Raw genomic sequence first — 16,489 nt, 5'->3', positions numbered from 1 at the left:
CCGATTATTCCCCTTCGAGCGGCTGAACCGACCAGCCGCCCTGCCCGTCGGAGACGAGCATCCGATTGCAGCCCACGGTCTGTGGGTGATGCCCGTGCCCCGGCAGCTGCCAGACCACCTGCTCACCCCGTTCGCGAAGCTCGGCGATACAACGCCGCAGCGCGGCATCATCCACCCACGGCGCCGCAATCCCGGTTGGCGCATGGTCAACCGCAGCCGCGGGCGCGGTGACCCGCAACAGGGTCTTGAGATCGGTGCTGAATCCGGTCGCCGGCCGCCGGCGCCCGAACACCGCCCCGATGTCGTCATACCGACCGCCGCGGCCGAGGGCCTGAGAGGCGCCCGGCACGTAGGCGGCAAACACCACCCCGGTGTGATAGCGGTAACCACGCAGCTCGCCCAGATCGAAATGCAGGACGAGCTGCGGCAGCCAGCCCTGCAGATGGGCCGCGATTGCCCTGAGGTCGGCCAGGGCGTTGACCACCGCCTCGCCCGCTGGGGCAAAGCGGTGTTCCGCCTCAGCAAGCACATCCTCGCCGCCGCTTAACCAGGCAAGCGCCAACAGCCGGCTGCGATGCGGGTCGCCAACCGCCAGGGTATCGAGGATCGCCTCGAGATCGGCGACGGCCTTGCGCTGAAGCGCATCCCAGAGCCTTGCCTCGTCGCCGCTATCCAGGCCGGCCTCGGCGGCCAGACCGCGAAAGATCCCCACATGCCCCAGATCCACATGCAGTGTCTCGACACCCGCGGCGTAGAGCACCTCCGCCATGAGCGCGATGACCTCGACGTCGCTCTCGATACCGGGGTGGCCATAGAGCTCGGCGCCGAGCTGCAGCGGATTGCGGGCCGCACCCGGCTCGTCCGGGCGGGTTCGCAGCACGCTGCCGCTGTAGCAAAGCCGGACCGGGCCGTCACGCCGCATCTGATGGGCGTCGATCCGCGCGGCCTGGGGCGTGATGTCGGCCCGCACACCCATGGTCCGGCCGCTGAGTTGATCGGTCAGCTTGAAGGTCTGCAGATCGAGATCATGCGCCACCCCCGAGAGCAGCGCCTCGAGGTATTCAATCAGCGGCGGCATGACCAGCGCGTAGCCCCAACGCTCGCATGTCACCAGCGCCTGGGTGCGCAGCCGCTCGAGCCTTGCGGCAGCCGGCGGCAGCAGCTCTTCGACTGCATCCGGCAACAGCCATGGATTGCGGGCAACCCCGCCGGTATCCGTCATATCCCCCCCTGGCGGATCAGATAAAGCAGCGCGACCCCCGTGAGCATGCTGGCAAGCCCGGTCCAGCGCAGCGATTTGTCATTCTGCTGGACAATGGCGAACAGCGCCTTGCGCAGCGTCCTCGGGCTTAGAAAAGGCAGGATCCCCTCGATGATCAGCAGCAGTGCCACCGCTGTGAGCAGATCCTGCATTCCCCCCCTCGCACCGGCCTAGGGCCGGTTGGTCTCGATCTGGTCGAAGTACTGGAAGAACTCGGACTCGGGCGAGAGCACCAGCATGTCGCTGCGATCGCGGAAGGTGTTCTCGTAGGCCCGCAGACTGCGATAGAAGCGGTAGAACTCCCGATCGCCATCGTAGGCATTGGCATAGATGGCCGTCGCCTCGGCATCCGCCTGACCGCGGAGCTCTTCGGCTTCACGCCTTGCCTCGGCAAGGATCTCGGCGCGGCGCCGGTCGGCGGCCGACCGGATCCGCTCGGCCTGCTCTTCACCCTCGGCCCGGAACTCACGGGCGACCTGTTCACGGGCGGCCACCATGCGGTTGAACACCGACTCGCTCACCCCCTCGGGCAAGTCGACGCGCTGCAGCCGCACATCCAGCACCGAGACGCCCAGCGAACCGCCGGCGACGTTGGCCTCTTCGCTGAGAATGCGCATGATCTCGGCCCGATCGCCGGAGATGACCTCCTGGACGGTGCGTTTACCGAACTCATCCCGCAACCCGTCACGGATGATCTCTGAAAGCCGCAGGTTGGCCCGCCGTGGATCGGCCCGCACCGTGACGTAGTACTGCTCGACATCCTCGACCCGCCACTTGACGAAGGCATCGACGATGACGTTTTTCTGCTCGCTGGTCAGAAACCGCTGCGGGCTCTCGTCCAGCGTCTGGACTCGGGCATCCACCTTGCGCACGTTGTTGACGAACGGCACCTGGAAGTAGAGCCCCGGCGTGAAGTCGGTGCGAACCACCTCACCGAGCCGGAATTTAAGCGCCCGCTCGGTTTCCTTGACCGTGAATGTGCCGAAGGTGATCCCCACGACCACGAGGACGATCACGACCGCCCCGATAGAGGTCAGACGACTCATCAGCGTGTCTCCCGCATCCGCAGCGTCCCGGCGGTACCGGCGCTACTCTGTGTCTGGCTCGAGCCACTGCCCGAGAGCGAGTTGTTCATCTGTGTGCTGTCGCTGTTGCCGGTACCAGTCCCGGTGCCGCTACCGCGCAGCATCCGATCCAAAGGCAGATACATCAGCTGCTGGCTGGACTTGTTGTCGATGAGCACCTTGCCACTGCGGCTGAGCACCCGCTCCATGGTGTCGAGATAAAGCCGGCTGCGCGTGACCTGGGGGGCTTTCTGGTACTCGGCAAGCTGTTGGGTGAACCGGCTGGCATCACCCTGGGCCCGCTGGACGATCCGCGCCAGATAGGCCTGCGCATCCTCGCGAATACGCGCCGCCTCACCCTCGGCCCGCGGGATGACCTCGTTGCGATAGGCCTCGGCCTGGTTGATCAGCCGCTCGCGGTCCTCACGCGCCTTGATCGCATCCTCGAAGGCGTCCTGCACCTGCTCCGGCGGCTGGACATCCTGGATGACCACTTCGACGACCTCGATACCCGCGTCATACTCTTCAAGCACGCTGGTGATCAGGTCGCGGGTCTGCTGGGCTACCTCGGCACGGCCCTCGGTGAGGACGAACTCCATGCGCCGTTTGCCGACCACCTCGCGCAGCGCGCTTTCGGTGAGCTCTTTGAGCGTCTGCTGCGGATCGACGAACTCGAAAATGAACTGCGCCGCATCCGAGACCTGGTACTGCACCGCCAGCTGGACGTTCACGATGTTCTCATCCTCGGTGAGCATGAGCGCTTCGGAGAGCACCGGCCGGGTCTGCTGCGGTGAGACCGCCTGATAGCCCACGGTAATCCGGCGACGCGTCGAGACATCGACCGTCTGGACCGCCTCGATGGGATAGGGCAGATGCCAGTGCGGCCCGGGCACGGCGGTCTGTTGATAGGCGCCGAACCGGGTGACCACCCCGCGCGTGCCCTCGTCGATGATATAGATGCCGGACAGCACCCAGCCGGCAAACACCAGCCCGATGATGATGCCGATGCCCTTGGCATTGGGTTTGCCCGGCCCCCGGCCTTCGCCGCCCTGAGCGCCGTTGCCACCACGGCGGCCGCCGCCGAAGAGCCCCTCGAGGCGCTGACGTAGTTTGCGGATTACCTCATCCAGATCCGGCGGCCCCTGATTGTTGCGTCCACCACCACTGCTCCAGGGGTCGCGATTGCCGCCACCGGGTTCATTCCAGGCCATTCCATTTCTCCAGTTTCGGAGTCAACCCGGCGCCAGACATTCGGCGCCGGCCGTTACTATCGGATGACACCGCATGCCGGCGCCAGCCTCGTGATTCTAATGAGCCACCATCCCGACCGGCAACCGCGCCGGCGGGGTTTCGCTGTCCAGCTCGGCTTGCAGGCCCTCGTGACGATACAGCCGCTCGAGTTCGCGCCGTGGCAATTCCACGGTCAGCCGGATGCGACCGTCCTCGGTCCAGGCCTCATCCAGCACATCGCCGAGGCTGTAGAAGCGGGCCCGCAGACGGCCCTCGGCGGGGCTCAGCTCGATGGTGCCACAGGCCTTGTCCGCGCTGACCCGCTCGGCGATCGCCGCGAGCAGCGCCTCAACCCCCTGCCCCGTGACCGCCGAGACCCAGACCGCCACCGGCACCCCGTTGTCGTCACGATCGACACGGGGCGCGACCCCGTGGGCGTCAATCTTGTTGTAGACCACAAGCTGCGGCACCGATTCGGCGCCCAGTGCCTCGAGCACATCCCCCACCTCGGCCATGTGCTCGGGCCGGGCGGGGTCGGCGGCATCGACGACGTGCAAAAGCAGATCCGCCTCGACGACCTCTTCCAGCGTCGAGCGAAAGGCAGCGACCAGCTGCGGCGGCAGATCGCGGATGAAGCCCACCGTATCGGCCACCACCGCCGCCTCACCACCGGCCAGCTCGATGCGCCGCATGGTGGTATCCAGGGTGGCGAAAAGCTGATCGGCCGAGTAGACACCCGAGTCGGCGATGCGGTTGAACAGCGTCGACTTGCCGGCGTTGGTGTAGCCGACCAGCGAAACCGCCGGAAGATCGCGGCGCCGCCTGGCCTTTCGCCCTTGATCGCGCTGCTGCCGGACCCGGCCAAGGCGCTTTTCAAGCTGCCGGATGCGGGTGCCGAGCATGCGGCGGTCGAGCTCGAGCTGCGTCTCGCCGGGGCCGCGCAGACCGATGCCACCCTTCTGCCGCTCTAGATGGGACCACCCTCGTACCAGCCGGCTGGCGATGTGCCGTAACTGCGCCAGCTCGACCTGTAGCTTGCCCTCGTGTGAGCGGGCACGCTGGGCGAATATATCGAGGATCAGGCCCGTGCGATCAAGCACCCGACAACGAAGCGCCTGCTCGAGGTTGCGCTCCTGCACCGGCGAGAGCGCATGGTTGACCAGCACCAGATCGGCGGCCTCGGCGTGCAGGCGCTCGGCGATTTCAGCGACCTTGCCGGAACCAAGGAACGTCCGCGGATCCGGTGTGCGACGCCGGCCGGTGTGTGCACCGACAACCTGCGCCCCGGCGGAATCCGCCAGGGCCTTGAACTCGTCGAGGGCCTCTGCCGGGTCGACACTGCCGTCATCCAGCTGCACCAGCACGGCCCGTTCGCCCCCACCGGGGCGTTCGAACAACTGCGCCGGAGCGGCTGCCGGAGCCGCGGTGGGTTCAGTCCTGTTCGGATTCGGGATTGCGTTCTTCCTCCAGCAGCCCGCGGACATTGCGTGTGGGCACGATGGTGGAGATGGCGTGTTTGTACACCATCTGACTCAGGGAGTTGCGCAGCAGGATGACGAACTGGTCAAACGACTCCACCTGTCCCTGTAGTTTGATCCCGTTGACCAGATAGATCGACACCGGAATCTTTTCTTTGCGCAGCGCGTTGAGAAATGGTTCCTGCAAAGACTGCCCCTTTGACATCGTTGGCGTGCTCCTTGATCGCCAGCCTTTTATTGTTGGTAGCCACCCTACGGTAGCATGTCGTCGACCCGCTGCCGAAGCTGATCGTGCACCGCGGCATCGGTACTATCCAGCCAGACCAGATTGTCTTCCCGCCGCAGCCAGGTGAGCTGTCGCCGGGCGAACTGCCGGGTCGCCACCACACCGCGATAGGCGAGCTCATCCGGGCGGATCATGCCCTCCAGGTAATCCCATACCTGGCGGTAGCCGACCGAGCGCATCGCCGGCAGATCGCGGTGCAAATCCGCCCGGGCCCGTAACTGCTCGACCTCTTCGATAAAGCCCTGCGCGAGCATCTGCTCGAAACGCTGCTCGATGCGTCGATGCAATTCGGCCCGGTCTCCCGGGTATACAGCCACTTTGACCAGGCCATTGTGACTGGGTTCCGCCGCCGGCTCGCGCTGCAACCGACTGAGGGGTTGCCCGGTAAGGGCATGGACCTCGAGGGCGCGTTGGATGCGTTGTGCATCATTGGGATGGAGCCGCGACGCCGTCTCCGGATCCACCTCGGCCAGTCGACGGTGCATTGCCGGCCAGCCCGCCTGGCTGGCCTGAGCCTCGAGCCGGGCGCGCAGCCCCGCATCGGCGGCGGGCAACGGCGAGAGGCCCTGACTGAGGGCCCGAAAGTAGAGCATGGTCCCGCCGACAAGCAGCGGCAACCGGCCCGCGGCATGGCTGTCGGCGATGCACGCCCGGGCATCGTTGAGGAATTCGGCCGCCGAGTAGGGTTGCGCCGGATCGCGGATATCCACCAGGGCATGGGGGATACGGGCCCGAACCGAGGCCGATGGCTTGGCGGTGCCAATGTCCATGCCGCGATAGACCATGGCCGAATCGACACTGATGATATCCACCCCACCCAGGGCATGGAGCCCCAGCGCCAGGTCCGTTTTGCCGGATGCGGTGGGGCCCATCAGGCAGATCACCGGCCCGCCGGCACGGATTGATTCGCTCATCGGCCGCGCAGAAAAAGCCGATCCAGTGCCGCGGTATCCAGCTCGACCCAGGTCGGCCGGCCGTGGTTGCACTGATCGATGTTGGCGGTTTGCTCCATATCGCGCAGCAGCCCCTCCTGCTCGGCGAGGGTGAGCTGGCGGTTGGCCCGGACCGAACCGTGACAGCCCATGGTCCCGAGCAGCCGGGCCAGGCGATCATCCACCGCGTCACTGCCACCGGCCTGACGCAGGTCAGCGAGCACGTCCCGCAGCAACGCCTCACCATCGGCCTGCGCCAGCAACGCCGGCAGACCACGCAGCCTGACCTGCTCGGGGCCGGTACGATCGACATCCAGCCCGATGCCCTCGAGCAGCGGCTGCTGCGCCTCGACCAGATCCGCCTCGGCCGGCGTGACCGCCACCGTCACCGGCACCAGCAGCGGCTGGCGGGCGATCGCCTGGCTGGCGTACTGCGCCTTGAGCCGCTCATAGACGATGCGTTCGTGGGCGGCATGCATATCCACCAGGATCAGGCCATTGACCGACTCGGCAAGCAGATAGACGCCGTGGATCTGGCCCAGGGCCCGCCCAAGACGCGGCAGCCGCGCTTGCTGATCTGCCCGGTCAGCCGGAGCGGCTTCGCGATCGGACGGCGCCGGGATATCGGCGGCTGAGCGGGTGTCGCCATAGACCGCCCTCGCCTCGGCCAGCGGCAGATCCAGCGCGGCGCTTGACCCGGTCGGCGCGGCCGGAGCGCCCCGCCGGGCCGATGGTGGTTCAGCGTGTTGCCACGACCCGGCAACGGCGGCCCCGGCCGGCGGCCTGGTCGGTGCGACGGGCGCGGCGGCACCCCCATGGGCCAGGGCCCGTGCGGCCTGCCTCTGCAGGAAGTCGAACACCAGTCTTGCGTCGCGGAACCGCACCTCGTGTTTGGTTGGGTGGACATTGACGTCCACCTGGGCCGGATCCATCTGCAGATGGACGAGATAGGCCGGGAAACGGTCCTTGAAAAGCACATCGGCGTAGGCACGACGCAACGCCTGGGTGACCAGCCGATCCCGGATCATGCGGCCGTTGAGATAGACATACTGAAGATCCGGTTGCCCGCGGGCGGCGGTGGGCAGACCCAGCCAGCCGTGCAGCCGCAGACCGGCGGCTTCGGCATCCATGGCCAGGGCGCCGTCGACAAAAGCCGCCCCCATCAGATGCCGCACCCGGGTGACGGCCTGATCCGGTGCCAGGGCGGGCAGATTGACAAGCTCGCGGTCGTTGTGGGTCAACCGAAAGGCGACCTCGGGCCGGCCCAGTGCCACCCGGCGGAGCAGTTCCTGGATGTGGCGCAGTTCGGTGCGCTCGGTGCGCAGAAACTTGCGCCGCGCCGGGACATGATGGAACAGATCAGCCACCGCCACGGTGGTCCCGACCGGATGGGGCGCCGGTGCCGGCACGGCATTCGGCTGGCCGGCCATACGATGGCCGTGTTCTGCCCCGGCGGGGCGCGAGGTGATGGTCAGATCCGCCACCGAGGCGATGCTCGGCAGCGCCTCGCCACGAAACCCCAGGGTGGCGATATGCTCGAGGTCATCCAGCTCGGCGATCTTACTGGTGGCGTGGGACTGGACCGCCAGACGAAGGTCATCGGCGTCCATGCCGCGGCCATCATCCCTGACCCGAATCAAGCGCAGACCGCCGGCCTCGACATCGACCTGGATCGCCCTGGCCCCGGCATCCAGGGCATTTTCGAGCAGCTCTTTGAGCACCGAGGCGGGTCGCTCGATGATTTCGCCGGCCGCGATCTGGTTGACGAGCGCCGGTGGCAGAAGACGTATGGTCATGCGCGGATTATGACGCCGCCGGGGGCGACGGGGAAAGCCAGTCAGGGAATGCGCAGCGTCCGGCCGGCCATGATCACATCACCCCCCAGGTCATTGGCGCGCCGTAGCTCGCTGACCGAAACCGCATGCCGATGCGCGATCTGCGAGAGGGTATCGCCATTGCGCACCGTGTACTGGTCCGCCTCGAGGGCGAGATCGGGACGGGTTGCGGCGACATACTCGCGAATCCCGTGGACCAGACCGTCCGCCAGCTGGCGCTGATAATCCCGCGAGCGCAGCCGTCGCTCCTCATCGGGGTTGGAGATGAAGGCCAGCTCGACCAGCACCGATGGCATGTCGAGCGATTTCAAAACAGCGAACCCGGCCTTCTCGACTCGCCCGCCGTGGACATCGCCCAGGGCATCCAGCTCGCGCAGCAGCACCTGGGCAAGCCCGACGCTCTCCTCGACGGTGTGGGCGCGGGAGAGATCCACCAACACCGAGGCCAGCTCTTCGTCCTTGTCCTGCAGCGAGACCCCGCCAATGCGATCGGCCTGGTTCTCGCGCCGCGCCACCATACGGGCCATCTCGCTCGAAGCCCCGTTTCGTGACAGCACAAAGACCGAGGAGCCCTTGACCCGGCGGTCGGTGAAGGCGTCGGCGTGCAGCGAGACAAAAAGATCCGCCTCGGCGGCCCTCGCCTTTCGGGTGCGCTCGCGCAGACCGATGTAGTAGTCGCCGTCGCGGATCAGCACCGCCCGCAGGCCGTTGATGTCGTTGACCCGTCGTGCCAGCTTCTTGGCCACCGCCAGGACGATGTCCTTTTCATGGGTCCCCGACGCGCCAATGGCACCGGGATCCTCGCCGCCGTGGCCGGCGTCGATGGCCACCACGAACTCGCCATCATCCGGGGCAGTCATCACCGGCCCGCGTTCATCCGTGCTCTGGCTGTCGTTGGCCGGGGCCGCCGCGCCGCCTCCGGGCTTGTTCAGATCCACCACCAGGCGGTGGCCATAGGTCTGGTTGGGGCGGATGGTGAACGCCTCGGGGTCCACCGCCCGGGCCAAATCCAGCACCACCCGGGTCCTGTCGCCCCGCTCGCCGGTCCGTATCCGGGCAATGGGCCCCTCGTCACGGATCGCGTCGACCGCATCGGCCGGCACATCGGCACCCAGGTCAACCACCACGCGCTGCGGGTTGTCGAGGGTAAACATGTGATGCTCGGCCGGGCCGGAGAGATCAAACACCACCCGGGTGTGATCCGGACCATTCCAGGTCCGCACCTCTTCGACCACCACCCCGGCTTGGGCGGTGACGACCATGAAAAGCCCGCAAACTAAGCCGGCCAGCCTGCGCATCCCGTTGCTACCTCCAACCCTTGCTTGGCGGACAGTACGCCACAGGCACTCGAAGATTTCAATAAAAAACCGGCCGATTAGCTAGATAGCGCGATCTTCTCTTTCAATGTCTCAAGGATGGCCGCCAACCCCGTCCACTCATCCGGTCTGGCATCCAGCCGGGCACGACGTCCGTGGCCGACCACCGCCAGCTGCACCCGCAGGCTCGGCGGTGGCAGCACCCCCTGGCCGCGATCGGGCCACTCCACCAGCAGCAATCCATCGTCCAGCAACTCGCGCAGGCCGATGAACTCGAGTTCTTCGGGATCGCTCAATCGGTAAAGATCCAGGTGGAACAACCGCTCATCACCAAGTGCGTAGGGCTCGATCAGGGTATAGGTGGGACTGCGCACCGGGCCATCATGGCCGGCCGACTGCAGAAAGCCGCGGACCCAGGTGGTCTTGCCGGCGCCCAGGTCACCCTCAAGGTGAACGACCCCATGGCGTGGACGGATCGCGGCAATCGCCCCGGCGAGCGCCCGAGTGGCGGTCTCGTCCGGCAGATCGACGACCATCGGGCTCATGGGTTGACCACCCCGCGCAATGCCTCGAGCACATCGCCGGCGAGCAGGCCGCGTTCGCCATCCACCGCCGCCCGGTCCGCCGCCCGGGCGTGTGCGACAACCCCCCGACTGGCAGCGGCCGCAGGCGTCAGCCCCTGGGCAAGCAGGCCGGCGATCACACCGGTCAGCGCATCCCCCATACCGCCGCTTGCCATGCCCGGATTGCCCTCGGTACAGACGTCGCAACCCCGGCCGTCGCTGATCAGGGTGCCGGCGCCCTTGAGCACCGCCACGCCGCCATATTGATCGGCAATCGCCCGCACCGCGGCAAAGCGGTCGCGATTGATGGCCGCGACATCCGTATCCAGAAGCCGTGCCGCCTCGCCAGGATGCGGAGTGAGCACCCAATCGTCACGTCGCTCCGGCGCCCGGGCAAGCCAGTTGAGCCCATCGGCATCGACGACCAGTGGCCGGTCGCCATCACGGGCCGCCTCGAACACCGCCCGCCCCCACTCGGCTTGACCCAGCCCCGGCCCCACCGCGAGGACATCGGCCCGCGAGCGCAGCAAAGACAGATCGCCGGGCTGCTCGAGCCCGTGCACCATGAGCTCGGGCCGTGCCCCGATGAGGGCGGGCACATGCCCCGCTCGCGTGGCGACACTGGTCAGGCCGGCTCCGCTGCGGGCCGCCGCCTCGGCGGCAATGCGCACCGCGCCGCCCATGCCATGGTCGCCGCCGATCACCAGCACATGCCCGAACGCGCCCTTGTGCGCCGTGCGCGGCCGCCGTGGCAACGCGCCGGCGAGGGCTGTCGGGCCGAGCCGTTGCGCCGGCGGCTCGATACCGTCATACACCGCCGCCGGGACGTGAAGATCGTCAAAGACCACCTCGCCGACACAGTCCGCGGCCTGACCGGTAAAAAGCCCCTGCTTGAGGCCGATGAAAGTCGGCGTCAGCGCCGCCCCGATCGCCACCCCCATGACCTGCCCGGTCCGGGCATTGAGGCCGGAAGGCACATCCACCGCCACCACGGGACAAGGGCTTGCATTGACCGCCTCGATGGCATCGGCCATCGGCCCGCTCACCGGCCGATCGAGCCCGGTGCCCAAGAGGGCATCGACGACCAGATCCGTCTCGGCCAGGCATTGCGAGGTAAATGGCGTCGGCGAGATAGCCGTGAGCGCCTGGTCGGCGGTTCGGCGCGCATCACCGCCGAGCGCCGATGACTCAGCGAACGGACAAAGCGTCACCGCCAGACCGGCCTCGGCGGCGTGCCGGGCAATGACATACCCATCGCCGCCGTTGTTACCGCCGCCGCAGAGCACCAAAAGCCGCCGGGCATCGGGAAAACGTTGCCGGATCAAACGCCAGGCGGCCCGGCCGGCGCGGGCCATGAGCACGCCGCCGGGGATGGCGTGGTCCTCGATGGCCCGCCGGTCGAGTTCGCGGACCTGCTCGGGTGTATACAGGGCTTGGGGCAATTCGCTCATGGCGTGATTATAACGGCTCTGCCGATCACCGGCCGGGACTCGTTACAATGCCGCCATGGATGGCACCGCCGACATGCATCGCCTCAGCGACGATATCCGGCAATGGGCGGATGCGCTGGGGTTCGACGAGCTGGGCATCGCCCGGCCGGCGCTGGCCGAGGACGAAGCCCATCTGCTGCGCTGGCTGCAGGATGGCCGCCACGGCACCATGCGCTGGATGGGCCGGCATGGCGTCAAACGGGCCCGGCCCGAGCGCCTGGTCCCCGGCACGGTGCGGGTCATCAGCGTGCGCATGGACTACCGCCCGCCCGACCTCGAGGCGGATGATCAAATCCTCGCCGATGGCCGACGGGCATTCATCGCCCGCTATGCACTGGGGCGGGACTACCACAAGCTCATGCGCAAGCGTCTGCAACGCCTCGCCGAGCGCATCGAGGCGACGGTCGGCGCATTCGGCTACCGGGTGTTCGTCGACAGCGGGCCGGTGCTGGAGAAGGCCCTGGGCCGGAATGCCGGACTGGGCTGGATCGGCAAGAACACCCTGCTGCTCAACCGCCATGCCGGCTCATATTTCTTCCTCGGCGAGCTTTTCACCGATCTGCCATTGCCCGAGGACAGACCGGTCACCGAGGATCTGTGCGGCAGCTGCCGGGCGTGCATCGACATCTGCCCGACCCGGGCCATCACCGGCCCAAGGCAGCTCGATGCCCGACGCTGTATCTCCTATCTGACCATCGAGCATGAGGGCAGCATCCCGGAGGACCTGCGTCCGGCCATCGGCAACCGGGTATTCGGCTGCGACGACTGCCAGGCCGTCTGCCCCTGGAACCGCTACGCCCAGCCCACCGACGAGGCGGATTTCCACCCCCGGCACGGGCTCGAGACCGCCTCGCTGGTGGCGCTTTTTGACTGGGATGAAACGACCTTTTTACGCCGCACCGAGGGCTCGGCCATTCGCCGTCTGGGGCACGCGCGCTGGTTGCGTAACCTCGCGGTGGCGCTTGGCAATGGCCCGGCCGATCCACAGGCCATCACCGCGTTGAAAGCCCGGCTCGGCCATCCACATCCACTGGTGCGCGAGCACGTCGTCTGGGCACTGGAGCGGCTGCAGCCCGGCGGCGCGGCGCAAAGCCGCTGATTGTAATGACCGCCTAGCGCCGCCACCGTCGATAGCAGCCCACCAGCCCGGCGGTGGAGCCATCCACCCCGTCCGCCGCCTGACCGCCAGCGATGAGGGGTTTGAGATCCCGGGCCAGGCCCTTGCCCAGCTCGACCCCGAACTGATCAAACGCGTTAATCCCCCAGATGGCGGCCTCGACAAAGGTGCGGTGCTCGTAGAGCGCGATCAGCGCCCCCAACCGCGCCGGTGTCAGCGAGTCGAGCAACAGGGTGTTGCTGGGCCGATTGCCCGGGCAGCGGCGGGCCGCATCGATACCCGCCTCGGCGCGGCCGAGCATCAGCGCCTGGCTCTGGGCGAACAGGTTGGCGGTGAGCTCGAGGGGGTCGCCGTGCTCGCCGGCGACGGGCCGGGCCACCCCGATAAAATCCACCGGGACGATGTCAGTGCCCTGATGCAGTGCCTGGAAGAAGGCGTGCTGGCCCGGTGTGCCGGTCTGCCCCCAGATGGCTGCCGCCGTGGGCTGCTCGATGGCCCCGCCCTCACGGTCGACGGACTTGCCGTTGCTCTCCATCACGAGCTGCTGGAGATAGGCGCAGAGTCGGCCGAGTCGCTCGGTGTACGGCACCACGGCCTGGCTCCGCCGGCCGAGCAGCGTGCCGTTTAACACCGAGACAAGCCCCAGCATCAAGGGCATGTTCGACGCCGGCGGCGCCTCGGCAAAGTGGCGATCCATGCCATGGGCTCCACCCAGCAGCGCATCAAAGCCCGCCGGGCCAATCCCCATCATGATGGCAAGGCCGACCGCCGACCACAGCGAATAGCGCCCTCCGACCCAATCCCACATCGGCAGGGCCGCCGCCGGATCAAGCCCCAGCGCGCGAACCCGGTCCAGATTGGCGGTGATGGGGATGACCTGCTGCTCGAGCACATCATCCGCCGGCACGCGCCGCCGCAGCCAGGCCATGACCTCGTGGGCGTTGGCCATGGTCTCGGCCGTCCCGAAGCTCTTCGAGACCACCAGCACCAGGGTCCGGGCCGGGTTGCAACGCGCCAGAGTCCGTTCAAGTTCGACGCCATCGAGGTTGGCGACAAAATGCACGGCCGGCCCGTCGGCGATCGGTGCCAGGGCCTCGAGCACCAGGCGCGGGCCCAGATCGGAGCCGCCGATGCCAATGTTGATGACATGCTCGATGGGCTCACCGGTGGCGCCGGTGCGGCACTGCGTCCTCACCGCATCGGCCATCTCGTGCATCTGCCGCCGGGCGCTGGCCACCGCCCGGGTGGTGGCCGCGTCCGCCCAACCCGCGGCCCCGTCCGGCACACGCAGGGCAGTGTGCAGCGCGGCGCGGCCCTCGCTGGTGTTGATCGACTCGCCGGCCAACATCCGGTCACGCTGCCCGGCGACATCCCGGGCCTCGGCGAGGGTCAGCAGCGCATCGCGTGTCGCCCGGGTGAGGGGCTGTTTGCTGTAGTCGAGCAAAAGCCCATCGAGTTCGATGGAAAACGCCTCGAAGCGCTGCGGGTCATCATCAAACAAACCGGCAATGGATCGCGCCTCGATGGATGCGCGCTCATCGAGCAGCGCCTGCCAGGCTGGCGTTGCCTTCAATGCCTTCATGACACCCCCTTCAGCCCCGGCGCCGGCAGGCTCACCGGGATGTTATCAATCAGCCGCGCCCGACCCAGATAGACCGCCGCCGGGATGATCAGCGACTGATCCCCGGCGCCGGCGGGCGTGAGATCATCGGCTCGCCGGATCTCGAGATAATCCGGTTCGAGCCCCGCATTGATCAACTGCTGCTTGGCCTGGTCGATCAACCGGCCGAGCCGGTGGTCGCCGGCCAGCAATCGATCCGCCAGATCCTGGAGCGTGGCGTAAAGCGCCGGCGCCCGGGCCCGCTGGGCCTGCGTGAGATAAGCGTTGCGGCTGCTCATGGCAAGGCCGCTGGGCTCGCGGGCAATGGCGCCGCCGACGATCTCCACCGGCAGACTGAGGTCGGCGACTAGTTGGCGGATGACCATAAGCTGCTGGTAATCCTTGCGACCGAACACCGCCAGATCGGGCTGGACGATGTTGAGCAGTTTGGTGACCACGGTCGCCACACCGGTAAAGTGACCGGGCCGAGAGGCGCCGCAGAGGATGGCATTGAGCGCCGGCACGTCGACCCGAGTGCGCAACTGCGGGCCTTCGGGGTAGATGGCATCGACCGCGGGGGCGAACACCAGATCGGTGCCATGGGCTTCGAGCGCCGCACAGTCCGCCTCCCAGGTCCGGGGGTAGTTTTCGTAGTCCTCGTCCGGTCCGAACTGGGTGGGATTGACGAAGATGCTGGCAACGACTCGATCGCTGCGGGCCCGGGCCTCGTCCACCAGCGCGAGATGGCCGCCATGCAGATTCCCCATGGTGGGCACAAACCCAATGCACTCTCCCGCCCGACGCCAGGCGGCGACCTGCTCGCGCAGCGGCGCAATGGCCTCGACCGTCTGCATGGATCAATCGAACCCGTGTTCGGGTCCCGGAAAGCGTCTGGCGCGCACCGCCTCGGCATAGGCACTGAGGGCACCGGGGATGGTGCCGGCATCGGCCATGAAGTCATGACTGAAACTGGGCGGCTGACCGGGCGTGATGCCGAGCATGTCCTGGAGGACCAGGATCTGCCCGTCACAATCGCTACCCGCGCCGATGCCGATGAGCGGCGTCTGGCACTGCGCCTGGACAGCCCGCGCCGCCTTCGCCGAAACGCACTCGACCAGCAGCATGTCGGCACCGGCGGCCTCCAGCGCGCGGGCGTCCTCGCACAACTGTGCCGCGCCATCGTCGCCACGGCCCTGGACCCGATAGCCGCCCAGCTGTCCGACCCGTTGCGGTCGCAGCCCGAAATGCGCACACACCGGTACACCGGCGCGGGAGAGCGCTGCGACGATGGGCGCCTGCTCGGCGGTTGCCTCGACCTTGACCATGTCCGCGCCGCCCTCTTTGATCAACACCGCCGCGCTCTCCAGCGCGCTGCGCTCGTCGTAGTCGCTGAGAAAAGGCAGATCCACCATTAGATAGGCCCGCGACAGCCCCCGGGCGACACAGCGGGTGTGGTAGGCCATCTCGGCGACGGTCACCGGCATGGTGCCCGCATGACCCTGTACCACCATGCCCAGCGAATCGCCGACCAGCACCAGATCGATGCCGGCGGCGTCCACCGCCCGGGCAAAGCTGTAGTCGTAGGCGGTCAACGCCACGATGGGCTCGCCATCGGCTTTCATGCGCCGCAATCGGGTCAGGCTCAGGCGTTTGCTCATGGCTCTTAGAGTACGCTTTTGTCCGGGTTGAAGTAATGCCGTCCGCTGCGCGCCCGGCCCATCTCCTCGAGCAGCATCTCCAGATGGGCCTCGCTGCCAAGCGGGTCGAGCCCGGCGCTGTTGACGATCAACACCGGGGCGTCGCTGTAGTGGTGGAAAAAATCCACATAGGCGCCGGCCAGACGCTCCAGATAGTCACTATCGAGCCGCGCCTCGGGCCCTTTGGCGTGCCGTTTGAGCCGGCCCTGGAGGACCTCGACCGGGGCCTGGAGATAGACCACCAGATCCGGCGCCGGCACGCTGGGCGCGAGGGTCTGCCAGACCCGGTCATAGAGGTCGAACTCGTGGCTGTCGAGGTTGAGCTGGGCAAAAAGCCGATCCTTGGCAAAGAGAAAGTCCGAGACCACCCGGGGCTGGAACAGATCGCTCTGGCGCAGTCCCGAGAGCATCTCGGCACGCTGCATCAAAAAAAACAGCTGTGTCGGGAAGGCGCCCTCGCGAGGGTTGCGATAAAAGCGCTCGAGAAAGGGGTTTTCCTGGCTTCGCTCGAGCAGCGGCTGGGCGTTCATGCGCTCGGCAAGCTGCTCGGCCAGCCGCGACTTGCCCACCCCGATCGGCCCCTCGACCACCACATAGTCCAGCGCCCTGTCCGTCATGCC

At 67.4% G+C, this 16,489-nt stretch carries 16 protein-coding genes; 1 reads left to right on the top strand and 15 read right to left on the bottom strand.

What is annotated here, in order from left to right; translation table 11 throughout:
* Positions 1 to 4 precede the first annotated feature (4 nt).
* The 11 genes from V6X73_RS04255 to V6X73_RS04205 form a co-directional block, all read right to left on the bottom strand.
* The gene (locus V6X73_RS04255; RefSeq protein ID WP_367958840.1) at positions 5 to 1,222 is read right to left on the bottom strand and encodes an ATP phosphoribosyltransferase regulatory subunit; all 1,218 of its coding nucleotides are present in this window, start codon (positions 1,220 to 1,222) and stop codon (positions 5 to 7) included.
* Positions 1,219 to 1,413 carry a DUF2065 domain-containing protein gene (locus V6X73_RS04250; RefSeq protein WP_367958841.1) on the bottom strand — a complete coding sequence of 65 codons (195 nt, stop codon included), beginning with the start codon at positions 1,411 to 1,413 and terminating at the stop codon, positions 1,219 to 1,221. The genes V6X73_RS04255 and V6X73_RS04250 overlap by 4 nt, the downstream gene beginning before the upstream one ends.
* 18 nt (positions 1,414 to 1,431) lie before the next feature.
* Positions 1,432 to 2,307 carry a protease modulator HflC gene (gene hflC, locus V6X73_RS04245; protein ID WP_367958842.1) on the bottom strand — a complete coding sequence of 292 codons (876 nt, stop codon included), beginning with the start codon at positions 2,305 to 2,307 and terminating at the stop codon, positions 1,432 to 1,434.
* Positions 2,307 to 3,536 carry an FtsH protease activity modulator HflK gene (gene hflK / locus V6X73_RS04240; RefSeq protein WP_367958843.1) on the bottom strand — a complete coding sequence of 410 codons (1,230 nt, stop codon included), beginning with the start codon at positions 3,534 to 3,536 and terminating at the stop codon, positions 2,307 to 2,309. The genes hflC and hflK overlap by 1 nt, the downstream gene beginning before the upstream one ends.
* A 96-nt stretch (positions 3,537 to 3,632) precedes the next feature.
* Entirely contained in the window at positions 3,633 to 4,952 is a 1,320-nt protein-coding gene (gene hflX / locus V6X73_RS04235; RefSeq protein ID WP_367958844.1) for a ribosome rescue GTPase HflX, read from the bottom strand.
* A 34-nt stretch (positions 4,953 to 4,986) separates the two neighbouring features.
* Positions 4,987 to 5,238 carry an RNA chaperone Hfq gene (hfq, locus tag V6X73_RS04230; protein WP_367958845.1) on the bottom strand — a complete coding sequence of 84 codons (252 nt, stop codon included), beginning with the start codon at positions 5,236 to 5,238 and terminating at the stop codon, positions 4,987 to 4,989.
* 47 nt (positions 5,239 to 5,285) lie between these two features.
* On the bottom strand, positions 5,286 to 6,233 hold the full coding sequence (miaA, locus tag V6X73_RS04225; RefSeq protein ID WP_367958846.1) for a tRNA (adenosine(37)-N6)-dimethylallyltransferase MiaA: 948 nt from the start codon (positions 6,231 to 6,233) through the stop codon (positions 5,286 to 5,288).
* Entirely contained in the window at positions 6,230 to 8,047 is a 1,818-nt protein-coding gene (gene mutL / locus V6X73_RS04220) for a DNA mismatch repair endonuclease MutL (protein WP_367958847.1), read from the bottom strand. The genes miaA and mutL overlap by 4 nt, the downstream gene beginning before the upstream one ends.
* A 41-nt stretch (positions 8,048 to 8,088) precedes the next feature.
* Positions 8,089 to 9,384, bottom strand: a complete 1,296-nt coding sequence (locus V6X73_RS04215; RefSeq protein ID WP_367958848.1) for an N-acetylmuramoyl-L-alanine amidase — start codon at positions 9,382 to 9,384, stop codon at positions 8,089 to 8,091.
* A 77-nt stretch (positions 9,385 to 9,461) separates the two neighbouring features.
* Positions 9,462 to 9,947: a tRNA (adenosine(37)-N6)-threonylcarbamoyltransferase complex ATPase subunit type 1 TsaE gene (tsaE, locus tag V6X73_RS04210; RefSeq protein WP_367958849.1), complete on the bottom strand. Its 486-nt coding sequence runs from the start codon at positions 9,945 to 9,947 to the stop codon at positions 9,462 to 9,464.
* The gene (locus V6X73_RS04205; RefSeq protein WP_367958850.1) at positions 9,944 to 11,416 is read right to left on the bottom strand and encodes an NAD(P)H-hydrate dehydratase; all 1,473 of its coding nucleotides are present in this window, start codon (positions 11,414 to 11,416) and stop codon (positions 9,944 to 9,946) included. The genes tsaE and V6X73_RS04205 overlap by 4 nt, the downstream gene beginning before the upstream one ends.
* Positions 11,417 to 11,489: 73 nt before the next feature.
* On the opposite strand from V6X73_RS04205, the gene queG reads away from it, so the two are divergent.
* Complete coding sequence (gene queG / locus V6X73_RS04200; RefSeq protein ID WP_367972240.1) at positions 11,490 to 12,554, top strand: tRNA epoxyqueuosine(34) reductase QueG; 1,065 nt, start codon at positions 11,490 to 11,492, stop codon at positions 12,552 to 12,554.
* A gap of 13 nt (positions 12,555 to 12,567) precedes the next feature.
* On the opposite strand, the gene pgi is transcribed toward queG, so the two are convergent.
* From pgi to V6X73_RS04180, 4 genes are read right to left on the bottom strand one after another with little or no spacing between them, the layout of a single operon-like run.
* Positions 12,568 to 14,154: a glucose-6-phosphate isomerase gene (gene pgi / locus V6X73_RS04195; RefSeq protein ID WP_367958852.1), complete on the bottom strand. Its 1,587-nt coding sequence runs from the start codon at positions 14,152 to 14,154 to the stop codon at positions 12,568 to 12,570.
* The gene (gene panC, locus V6X73_RS04190) at positions 14,151 to 15,026 is read right to left on the bottom strand and encodes a pantoate--beta-alanine ligase (protein ID WP_367958853.1); all 876 of its coding nucleotides are present in this window, start codon (positions 15,024 to 15,026) and stop codon (positions 14,151 to 14,153) included. The genes pgi and panC overlap by 4 nt, the downstream gene beginning before the upstream one ends.
* Positions 15,027 to 15,029: 3 nt before the next feature.
* Positions 15,030 to 15,830, bottom strand: coding sequence for a 3-methyl-2-oxobutanoate hydroxymethyltransferase (panB, locus tag V6X73_RS04185; protein WP_367958854.1), 801 nt, complete (start codon positions 15,828 to 15,830; stop codon positions 15,030 to 15,032).
* Between the two features lie 5 nt (positions 15,831 to 15,835).
* Positions 15,836 to 16,486 carry a deoxynucleoside kinase gene (locus V6X73_RS04180; protein WP_367958855.1) on the bottom strand — a complete coding sequence of 217 codons (651 nt, stop codon included), beginning with the start codon at positions 16,484 to 16,486 and terminating at the stop codon, positions 15,836 to 15,838.
* Positions 16,487 to 16,489: the final 3 nt, after the last annotated feature.

It is taken from the genome of Spiribacter pallidus, from assembly GCF_040838495.1.
Classification (GTDB): domain Bacteria; phylum Pseudomonadota; class Gammaproteobacteria; order Nitrococcales; family Nitrococcaceae; genus Spiribacter; species Spiribacter pallidus.
This window is presented reverse-complemented; position numbering and strand designations above follow the sequence as displayed.

Bases quoted from the DNA above. Each gene is read 5' to 3' on its own strand.
- V6X73_RS04255 (WP_367958840.1), bottom strand. From the start codon at position 1,222: ATGACGGATACCGGCGGGGTTGCCCGCAATCCATGGCTGTTGCCGGAT.
- V6X73_RS04250 (WP_367958841.1), bottom strand. From the start codon at position 1,413: ATGCAGGATCTGCTCACAGCGGTGGCACTGCTGCTGATCATCGAGGGG.
- hflC (WP_367958842.1), bottom strand. From the start codon at position 2,307: ATGAGTCGTCTGACCTCTATCGGGGCGGTCGTGATCGTCCTCGTGGTC.
- hflK (WP_367958843.1), bottom strand. From the start codon at position 3,536: ATGGCCTGGAATGAACCCGGTGGCGGCAATCGCGACCCCTGGAGCAGT.
- hfq (WP_367958845.1), bottom strand. From the start codon at position 5,238: ATGTCAAAGGGGCAGTCTTTGCAGGAACCATTTCTCAACGCGCTGCGC.
- miaA (WP_367958846.1), bottom strand. From the start codon at position 6,233: ATGAGCGAATCAATCCGTGCCGGCGGGCCGGTGATCTGCCTGATGGGC.
- mutL (WP_367958847.1), bottom strand. From the start codon at position 8,047: ATGACCATACGTCTTCTGCCACCGGCGCTCGTCAACCAGATCGCGGCC.
- V6X73_RS04215 (WP_367958848.1), bottom strand. From the start codon at position 9,384: ATGCGCAGGCTGGCCGGCTTAGTTTGCGGGCTTTTCATGGTCGTCACC.
- tsaE (WP_367958849.1), bottom strand. From the start codon at position 9,947: ATGAGCCCGATGGTCGTCGATCTGCCGGACGAGACCGCCACTCGGGCG.
- V6X73_RS04205 (WP_367958850.1), bottom strand. From the start codon at position 11,416: ATGAGCGAATTGCCCCAAGCCCTGTATACACCCGAGCAGGTCCGCGAA.
- queG (WP_367972240.1), top strand. From the start codon at position 11,490: ATGCATCGCCTCAGCGACGATATCCGGCAATGGGCGGATGCGCTGGGG.
- pgi (WP_367958852.1), bottom strand. From the start codon at position 14,154: ATGAAGGCATTGAAGGCAACGCCAGCCTGGCAGGCGCTGCTCGATGAG.
- panC (WP_367958853.1), bottom strand. From the start codon at position 15,026: ATGCAGACGGTCGAGGCCATTGCGCCGCTGCGCGAGCAGGTCGCCGCC.
- panB (WP_367958854.1), bottom strand. From the start codon at position 15,830: ATGAGCAAACGCCTGAGCCTGACCCGATTGCGGCGCATGAAAGCCGAT.
- V6X73_RS04180 (WP_367958855.1), bottom strand. From the start codon at position 16,486: ATGACGGACAGGGCGCTGGACTATGTGGTGGTCGAGGGGCCGATCGGG.